Raw genomic sequence first — 8,278 nt, forward strand, 5'->3', positions numbered from 1 at the left:
CCCCTGCCCCCTTCCCCGGCGCCGACCAGGCCCAACTGCTCGAAACCCTGTCGATGAACCTGGCCAAGGCGGCCATGATGGCCCAGAGCGCGCTCGCCGAGGCCGCCCTGTTCCAGGCCGACCGCCCCGCCGCCCTGTCGCCCGACCCGTTCCATGTCGGCCCCGCCATGACCTCGGTCATGAGCAGCCTGGCCTCCCGTCCCGAAAAGCTCTTCCAGGCCCAGGCCGACCTGTTCAGCCGCTATATGGATCTGTGGACCGGCACAGCGCGTCAGGCGGCCGGCGAGCCGATGCCGCCCGCCCCCGCCGACAAGCGGTTCAAGGATCCCGCCTGGTCGGACAATCCGATGTTCGACATGATGCGCCGCTCCTATCTGCTGACCTCGGACTGGATGAACGGGCTGATCGCGGGGGTCGAGGACGTCGATCCGGCGGTCAAGCAGCGCGCCCAGTTCTTCACCCGCCTGCTGACCGACGCCTTCTCGCCGTCCAACTTCCTGGCCTCCAACCCGGTGGCCCTGAAGGCCCTGGCCGAGACCAGCGGCGAATCCCTGGTGAAGGGGATGCAGAATTTCGCCGCCGATCTGGAACGCGGCGGCGGTTCGCTGCGCATCAGCCAGGCCGACGACGGCAAGTTCGTCGTCGGCGAGAACGTCGCCACCGCGCCGGGCCAGGTGGTGTGGCGCGACGACCTGTTCGAACTGATCCAGTACGATGCGGCGACCGAGACCCAGCATCAGATCCCCCTGCTGATCTTCCCGCCCTGGATCAACAAATTCTATATTCTCGACCTCCAGCCGACCAATTCGATGATCCGCTGGCTGTCGGCCCAGGGCTTCACCGTCTTCGTCTGTTCCTGGGTCAATCCGGGCCTCGACAAGGCGGGCCTCGGCTTCGACGACTATCTCGAAAAAGGCGTCTATCGCGCCATCGACAAGACGCTGGAGCAGACCGGCGCAGACCGGCTGAACGCGGTCGGCTATTGCATCGGCGGCACCCTGCTGGGCGCAGCTCTGGCCCATATGGCGGCGAAGGGCGACCCGCGCGTCGCCGCCGCCACCTTCTTCGCCGCCCAGCACGACTTCGCCGAGGCCGGCGATCTGCTGCTGTTCACCGACGAACACTGGATCGCCGAGATCGAACGCCAGATGGACGCCGCCGGCGGGGTCCTGCCCGGCGCCGCCATGGCCGACACCTTCAACGCCCTGCGCTCCAACGACCTGATCTGGTCCTTCTTCATCAGCAACTACCTGCTGGGCAAGGATCCGCCCGCTTTCGACCTGCTGTTCTGGAACGCGGACCAGACCCGAATGCCAAAGACCCTGCACCTGGCCTATCTGCGCCAGATGTACGGCGCCAACGCCCTGGCGCGCGGCGTGTTCGAGATCGGCGGCCTGACGGCGGACCTGTCGAAGGTCGCCATCCCCCTGTATTTCCAGGCCAGCCGCGAGGATCACATCGCCCCGATGAACTCGGTCTATCGCTCGGCCCGTCTGTTCGGCAGCCCGGACGTGACCTTCACCCTGGCCGGGTCCGGCCATATCGCCGGGGTGATCAACGCCCCGGCGGCGCGGAAATACCAGCACTGGACCAACCCCGCCCTGCCCGGGACCCTGGCCGAGTGGCAGGCCGGGGCCGTCGAACATCCAGGCAGCTGGTGGGACCACTGGGCCGGCTGGCTGCATGATCGTTCGGGGGCCAGGATTCCGGCGCGCGACCCTGCTAAGGGTCCGCTCCCGCCCCTGGCGCCGGCACCGGGTCTGTATGTGAAAGTGAAGTCTTGAACCGTATCGAACCCAATATCCTGCTGGCCGTCAGCACGGGCGTCGCCCTGATCCTGCTGATCATGACGGCGGCCACCTTCGGCGAGCCGGGCAATACGGCGAAATATGTGATCAGCGCCGTCGTCTGTTCGGTCCTGTTCGTCGCCCTGAACGGCTGGATGGCCCGCCGGATGAACCGCCCGACGCCGCAGCCGGTCATCCGTGCGGCCTCGCCCGGAACCGCCGCCTGGGCCGGCCTGTTTCCCGCGCTGGTCATCGCCGCCGCCGTCGCCCCGGTCTTCCTGCCGGGCCACGACTACGGCCTGCTGATCATCATTGCGGCGGTCTGGTTCGGGGTGACGGTCGATTCGGCTGTACGCGCCAATCGCGGCTAGGCGGCCACGAACTTCAGCGCCACGCCGTTGTTGCAATAGCGCAGGCCTGTGGGGCGCGGCCCGTCGTTGAACACATGCCCCTGATGCCCGAGGCAGCGGGCGCAGTGGTATTCGGTGCGGGGAATGCCGATGGCCAGGTCGCGCTTGCGGCCGATGTTGGCGGCGATGACCTGATAGAAGCTGGGCCAGCCGGTGCGGGAATCAAACTTCCAGTTCGAGCGGAACAGCGCCAAGTCGCACCCCTTGCAGACGAAGGTCCCACGGCGATGTTCGTCATTCAGCGGACTGGTGTAGGGGCGTTCGGTGTCCTCGTGACGCATCACGCGCCAGGCCGCGTCGCCGAGCCGCCGTCGCCAGTCGGCGTCCGACACGCGACGATAGGGCGAGGCGGCGTAGACCCCCTGCCCCGCCTGGGACGGTTCGGGCGAACAGGCGGCCAGGGCCAGCGCGCCGGCGCCTGCCAGAAGGCCGCGTCGATGGAGGATCGGGGACTGGGTCATGCCACCCAGTACGACGGGACGAGGGGAAAGGTTTCTCGCCTCGTTTCTTCTCCCGATCAGGGCTTCAGATCAGACCGGTCGCCTCATCCAAGCCCAGCAGGATGTTCAGGTTCTGCACCGCCGCGCCCGAGGCCCCCTTGCCCAGGTTGTCCAGCAGAGCGACCAGACGCGCCTGTTCGCCGGACCGGTCGCCGAACACATGCAGACGCAGGCGGTTGGTGCCGTTCAGCCCCTCGGGCTCCAGACCGGTCATGGCCTCGGTCTCGTCCAGATCGGCCACCTCGACGAAATACTGACCGTCATAGGCCTCGACCAGGGCCCCATGAATCCGCTCGACCGACGGGGTTTCCGGCAGGGCGGCCAGGTGCAGCGGAACCTCGACCAGCATGCCCTGGCGGTAATTCCCCACTGCGGGGGCGAACAGCACCTCGCGGCTCAGCCCCGTGTGCTTCGTCATCTCCGGCACATGCTTGTGCTTCAGCGACAGACCATAGGCGCGATAGGCGGTTGCAGCGCCTTCCGCTTCGAATTCGGCGATCATGGCCTTGCCGCCGCCGGAATAGCCCGAGACCGCATTGACCGTGACCGGATGGCCGGCCGGAACCAGGCCCGCCTTCACCAGCGGCCGCATCAGGCCGATGAAGCCGGTCGGATAGCAGCCGGGGTTGGACACGAACTGCGACCGGGCGATCAAGGCGCGCTGGCCTGCGTCCATCTCGGGGAAGCCATAGGCCCAGCCCGGCGCGACCCGATAGGCGGTCGAGGCGTCGATCACCTTGACCGACGGGTTCTCGACCATGGCCACCGCCTCGCGCGCCGCGTCGTCCGGCAGGCACAGGATCACCGCATCGGCGCTGTTCAACGCCTCGCGCCGCGCCTCGACATCGCGCCGACGGTCGCCCAGCAGGATCAGCTCCAGATCCGAGCGCGCCTCCAGCCGCTCGCGGATTTCGAGGCCCGTGGTGCCGGCTTCGCCGTCGATGAAGATGGTGTGGGTCATAGGCTGCTCCTGACCCTTCCCCCATGCGGGAGAAGATAGACAAGAAAAAGGGCGCTCCGGGTCTCCCCGAAGCGCCCCAAATCCAAACCGCGTGAACGCGATTAGCGCTTCGAGAACTGGAACGAACGGCGAGCCTTGGCGCGGCCGTACTTCTTGCGCTCGACGACGCGGCTGTCGCGGGTCAGGAAGCCGTGCGGCTTCAGGACCTTGCGCAGTTCCGGTTCGAAATGCGTCAGGGCGTGCGACAGGCCGTGGCGGATGGCGCCGGCCTGGCCGGACAGGCCCGAACCTTCGACGGTGCAGACGACGTCATACTGGGTGGCGCGGTCCGAGACGGTCAGCGGCTGGGCGATCATCATGCGCAGCACGGGACGAGCGAAATACTGCTCCTGGTCCTTGCCGTTGATGGTGATCTTGCCGGTGCCGGGCTTCACCCAGACGCGGGCGATGGCGTTCTTGCGCTTGCCGGTCGAATAGGCGCGGCCCTGGGCGTCCAGCTTCTGGACATAGACGGGGGCGTCGTTCTCGACCGAAGAGCTCAGGCCCTTCAGGGCGTCGAAACCGGTGGCGGCTTCGGTGTTGGTCACGTCGGTCATGCTCAGACGCTCCGGGTGTTCTTGGGCGACGCCGACTTGAAGTCGATCGTTTCCGGTTGCTGGGCTTCATGTTCGTGCGCGCCGCCGGCGAACAGGCGCAGGTGCGTCATCTGCTTGCGGGCCAGCGGGCTTTCCTTCGGCAGCATGCGCTCGACGGCCTTCTCGAGCACGCGCTCGGGGAAGCGACCGCCCAGAACCTTCTCCGGGGTCGTCGACTTGACGCCGCCCGGGTGGCCGGTGTGGCGATAATAGACCTTGTCGGTCGACTTCTTGCCGGTGAACACCACCTTGTCGACGTTGGTGACGACGACATAGTCGCCGCAGTCAACGTGCGGGGTGTAGTCGCCGCGGTGCTTGCCGCGCAGACGGTTGGCGATGAAGGTCGCGAGACGGCCCACGACGACGCCTTCGGCGTCGATGTGGATCCATTTCTTCTCGACCTCGGCCGGCTTCAACGAAGCCGTGGTGCTCTTCAGCATTGAGGGGGTTCCTGGAGACGAAAATCGGGTCCGGCCCCCGAAGGAACCGAATGAAGGCGCGCTGATACAGGAGACGATAAGCCGCGTCAACGCGTCGAAAAGCGCGACATGTGGTGCAAGCTACTGTTTTGAAGCGATATTCTATATACGGTATTAAAATACCCGTCGAAACGAGCTGTTTCTCCGTTACAAATTAACGGCGTTCGTCATCAAACCATAGCCATTCACAGTCATCGGGGACCAAACCCTTCGGAGCCTCCTTATGAATCTTCACCGTCGCGGCCTGATCGCCTCGAGCGCCGCCCTCGCCTTTGCAGGACTGGCCCGCCACGCTTCCGCCCAGACCGCCGGCGAAGAAACCTATGTCAACGAGGTTCACGGCTATGGCCCGCTGATCACCGATCCGAACCGACTGCTCGATCTGCCCGAGGGCTTCTCCTACCAAGTGGTGGTCCAAGGCGGCGACACCATGGACGACGGACTGTTCGTGCCGGGTCAACCCGACGGCATGGCCTGTTTCCCGCTGGAAGGATCTAGGGTCGCCCTGGTGGTCAATCACGAGCTGAAGGGTTCTTCCGGCCTGCACCGCAATCTGGGCCCAGGCGGTCTGCATGAAGAACGTCTCGGTCTGCTGGATGCGGCCAAGGCCTATGACACCTACAAGGACGGCCGCCCCCTGCCCGGCGGCTGCTCCACAATCATCTATGACCTCAAGACGCGGCAGAAGGTCAGCCAGCATATGACCCTGGCCGGCACCTCGACCAACTGCTGCGGCGGCCCGACGCCCTGGGGTAGTTGGCTGACCTGCGAAGAAACCCTTGAGACGCCCGCCGACGCCGACGTGACCAAGAGCCACGGCTGGGTGTTCGAAGTGCCCTCGACGGCGACCGGCCTGGTCGATCCCGTGCCGCTGAAGGCCATGGGCCGGTTCGATCACGAGGCCGTCTGCATCGATCCGCGCACAGGCATCGTCTATCTGACCGAGGACGATCACACCGGCCTCTTCTATCGCTTCATTCCCAACACGCCCGGCGAACTGGTCCGGGGCGGCAGGCTTCAGGCCCTGGCCTTGAAGGGCGTCCCCGCGGCGGACACCCGCAACCATGACGCCCGCACGTGGGAGGTCGGCGACTGGCGCGAGATCGAGTGGATCGACCTGGACGACGTCGAATCCCCGAACGGCGACCTGGCCAAGCGCGGTCACGCCGCCGGTGCGGCCTGGGTGGCCCGCGGCGAAGGCGTCTGGTGGGGCGACAATGAGATGTACTTCACCGCAACGTCCGGCGGGCCGATCCGGCGCGGTCAGGTGATGCGACTTGTTCCCGGCCTGAACGGCGCGACCGACCGGCTGCAGCTGTTCGTCGAAAGCACGGACGTCAAGACGATGAACATGGCCGACAACATCACCGTCGCGCCGTGGGGCCATCTGATCCTGTGCGAGGACAATTATTCCACCGACGTCCGCAACCACCTGAAGGGCGTCACCCCGGACGGCAAGGTCTATACGATCGGGCGCAACGTCTTCACCGGCAACTCCGAGTTCGCGGGCGCCTGTTTCTCGCCCGACGGCGAGGTGCTGTTCGTCAACATCATGTACCCGGGCATGACCCTGGCGATCAGAGGCCCATGGTCCTCGGTCCGGACATGAAGATCCGGGGCTGAGCCCGCAGCACCAGCCAAAGGTTCGCCGTCGCCACAGCCAGGACGACGGCGGCCCCGGCCTGGTGCAGCACGCCCAGCCATACCGGCACGGCGTGCATCAGGGTGACGATCCCCAGCACAGCCTGAAGCCAGACCACGGCGGCCAGGACAAAGGCCGCCAGCCCCATTCCCTCGGCCACGCGCCAACGCCAGGCCTGAAAGGCGTAGATGCTGACGGCGATCAGCAGGCCATAGGCCACAAGCCGGTGATTGAACTGGATCAGGGCCTTGTCATGCAGGAAGGCCCCGGCGCCCAGGCTCCAGTCGGCCGGCGGCAGGACCGCCCCGTCCATCAGCGGCCAGTCGGTATAGACCAGTCCCGCGTGACCGCCCGCGACCAGGGCGCCCAGCAGACACTGGACGAAGACCACGCCCAGCAGAATCCCGGCGCCGCGCGCCCATCCGCCCGGCGCGCGCCCGTGATCCTCGCCGTTCCAGGCCTCAAGCCCGGTCCAGATCAGGGCGGCGAACAGAACGAAGGCCAGACCCAGGTGGGTCGCCAGACGCTCGGGCGCGACGCTGACCCGCTCCGACAGGCCGCTGGACACCATCCACCAGCCGATCAGCCCCTGAAGCCCGCCCAGGGCCAGCAACAGCACGCAGCGCCAGATCAGCCGGTCGGGCATGGCCCATTGCCGCAGGACCGAACGCTGCGGCGACATCCTGCACGCCAGGAAGAAGACCAGCGGCAGGGCGAACACCAGGCCGACCACACGCCCGATCAGGCGGTGCAGCCATTCCCACCAGAAGATGCCCTGGAATTCGCCCAGGCTCATGCCGGCGTTGATCTGGGCGTACTGGGGAATCTGTTTGTACTTGTCGAAGGCCTCGGCCCACTGGGCGTCGTTCAGCGGCGGAACCGCGCCCATGATGGGCTGCCATTCCGTGATCGACAGACCCGATCCGGTCAGGCGGGTGATGCCGCCGACCACCACCATCAGGAAGACGACGGCCGCCGTGGCGAACAGCCACACGGCGACGGCGCGATTGCGATCTGGATTTCCGAAACGGTTCATTCGACGCCCGACACTGACCCGGATATGGTGTCGCGCTCGACCGTGACCAAATCGCGACCGTGGCGGTATGCCCGCCCGACGCGACAAGATCGAGTCGGATTGAGTTAACGGCGCTGACGCCGCAGGAGATCAGGGTTGGAATACGCCGACATCGTCGCCGCCGTTCTGGGCGGACTTCTGCTGGCCTGGATCGCCGATCTGCTCACCGGCCGCCGTGGCTTTGGCGGAACCAGCCTGGTGTCCGGCGTGGGCCTGGCCTGCGGCTGGTTCCTGGCGGTGCGGGTTTTCGCCGTCAGCACCATGGACAGCTGGGCCTGGGTGCCCTGGGCCCTGATCGGCTCCGGCGTCTGCCTGGTCGCCTTCTTCCTGTTCCGGAACAAGCGCTGATGCCGCCCCGTGCGCGCCGATTCGTCGCGGCGGTCGGCGTGCTGGCCTTTTTGATCTTCTGGGTCTGGGGCCTGATCGCCCTGCGCGGGCTCCTGCCGGCCTCCCCCTGGATCGACTTCCTGTTCTTCGGCGTCGGCGGCACAGCCTGGGGCCTGCCGCTCATTCCCCTGTTGAAGTGGGCCGAGCGGGGCTGACCCTTCATGGGACCTGACCGTTCAAGGTCACCGATCACAGTCTCCCATCCGCCACAGGCCTTGAGGATGAAACGCGCGAGGCTGCGACAGTCTTGACCAAGTGTGATGTTATCTCATAACTACATCACCCTCCGGTGAAAGATTTATCATGCGTCTGACTTCCTCCTCCCGCTCCTTGCTGCTTGGAGCCGCCGCCTCCGCCTTGCTCGCGGGCGCCGCTTCGGCCCAGACCGCCCCCACCCAGACC

The 8,278-nt window shown here is 66.4% G+C and carries 10 protein-coding genes; 5 read left to right on the top strand and 5 right to left on the bottom strand.

From position 1 onward, the window contains the following. Window positions 1–35: 35 nt before the first annotated feature. Both phaC and ER13_RS14275 read left to right on the top strand, forming a co-directional pair. A complete protein-coding gene (gene phaC, locus ER13_RS14270) occupies window positions 36–1,784 on the top strand; it encodes a class I poly(R)-hydroxyalkanoic acid synthase (RefSeq protein WP_081836248.1) in 1,749 nt (582 codons plus the stop codon). After that, on the top strand, window positions 1,781–2,158 hold the full coding sequence (locus ER13_RS14275; RefSeq protein WP_035310266.1) for a hypothetical protein: 378 nt from the start codon (window positions 1,781–1,783) through the stop codon (window positions 2,156–2,158). Before phaC ends, ER13_RS14275 begins: the two co-directional genes overlap by 4 nt. Here the strand turns inward: ER13_RS14275 and msrB are convergent. The 4 genes from msrB to rplM all read right to left on the bottom strand — a co-directional run bounded on the left by msrB (window position 2,155) and on the right by rplM (window position 4,730). Next, entirely contained in the window at window positions 2,155–2,658 is a 504-nt protein-coding gene (msrB, locus tag ER13_RS14280; RefSeq protein ID WP_035310268.1) for a peptide-methionine (R)-S-oxide reductase MsrB, read from the bottom strand. The genes ER13_RS14275 and msrB overlap by 4 nt on opposite strands. Window positions 2,659–2,722: 64 nt before the next feature. Continuing rightward, a complete protein-coding gene (argC, locus tag ER13_RS14285) occupies window positions 2,723–3,658 on the bottom strand; it encodes an N-acetyl-gamma-glutamyl-phosphate reductase (protein WP_035310270.1) in 936 nt (311 codons plus the stop codon). Window positions 3,659–3,759: 101 nt separating this feature from the next. After that, on the bottom strand, window positions 3,760–4,254 hold the full coding sequence (rpsI, locus tag ER13_RS14290; RefSeq protein ID WP_008260755.1) for a 30S ribosomal protein S9: 495 nt from the start codon (window positions 4,252–4,254) through the stop codon (window positions 3,760–3,762). Window positions 4,255–4,256: 2 nt separating this feature from the next. Then, window positions 4,257–4,730, bottom strand: coding sequence for a 50S ribosomal protein L13 (gene rplM / locus ER13_RS14295; RefSeq protein ID WP_183196355.1), 474 nt, complete (start codon window positions 4,728–4,730; stop codon window positions 4,257–4,259). 265 nt (window positions 4,731–4,995) lie between these two features. Between rplM and ER13_RS14300 the strand changes: the two genes are divergently transcribed. Further along, window positions 4,996–6,381: an alkaline phosphatase PhoX gene (locus tag ER13_RS14300; protein WP_035310272.1), complete on the top strand. Its 1,386-nt coding sequence runs from the start codon at window positions 4,996–4,998 to the stop codon at window positions 6,379–6,381. Here ER13_RS14300 and ER13_RS14305 read toward each other — a convergent pair. Then, window positions 6,350–7,450 carry a COX15/CtaA family protein gene (locus ER13_RS14305; protein WP_035310274.1) on the bottom strand — a complete coding sequence of 367 codons (1,101 nt, stop codon included), beginning with the start codon at window positions 7,448–7,450 and terminating at the stop codon, window positions 6,350–6,352. The two genes, ER13_RS14300 and ER13_RS14305, sit on opposite strands and share 32 nt — an antisense overlap. Window positions 7,451–7,585: 135 nt before the next feature. Between ER13_RS14305 and ER13_RS14310 the strand changes: the two genes are divergently transcribed. Both ER13_RS14310 and ER13_RS14315 read left to right on the top strand, forming a co-directional pair. Then, window positions 7,586–7,837: a hypothetical protein gene (locus tag ER13_RS14310; RefSeq protein ID WP_008260584.1), complete on the top strand. Its 252-nt coding sequence runs from the start codon at window positions 7,586–7,588 to the stop codon at window positions 7,835–7,837. Next, window positions 7,837–8,031 (top strand): DUF2842 domain-containing protein, encoded by a 195-nt coding sequence (locus ER13_RS14315; protein WP_035310276.1) that lies wholly within the window; start codon window positions 7,837–7,839, stop codon window positions 8,029–8,031. The genes ER13_RS14310 and ER13_RS14315 overlap by 1 nt, the downstream gene beginning before the upstream one ends. Window positions 8,032–8,278 lie beyond the last annotated feature (247 nt).

The organism is Brevundimonas sp. EAKA, assembly GCF_000698025.1.
Classification (GTDB): Bacteria; Pseudomonadota; Alphaproteobacteria; order Caulobacterales; family Caulobacteraceae; genus Brevundimonas; species Brevundimonas mediterranea_A.

Excerpts from the sequence above, each read along its gene's own strand:
- msrB (WP_035310268.1), bottom strand. The coding sequence starts at position 2,658 with ATGACCCAGTCCCCGATCCTCCATCGACGCGGCCTTCTGGCAGGCGCC.
- argC (WP_035310270.1), bottom strand. The coding sequence starts at position 3,658 with ATGACCCACACCATCTTCATCGACGGCGAAGCCGGCACCACGGGCCTC.
- rpsI (WP_008260755.1), bottom strand. The coding sequence starts at position 4,254 with ATGACCGACGTGACCAACACCGAAGCCGCCACCGGTTTCGACGCCCTG.
- ER13_RS14300 (WP_035310272.1), top strand. The coding sequence starts at position 4,996 with ATGAATCTTCACCGTCGCGGCCTGATCGCCTCGAGCGCCGCCCTCGCC.
- ER13_RS14305 (WP_035310274.1), bottom strand. The coding sequence starts at position 7,450 with ATGAACCGTTTCGGAAATCCAGATCGCAATCGCGCCGTCGCCGTGTGG.
- ER13_RS14315 (WP_035310276.1), top strand. The coding sequence starts at position 7,837 with ATGCCGCCCCGTGCGCGCCGATTCGTCGCGGCGGTCGGCGTGCTGGCC.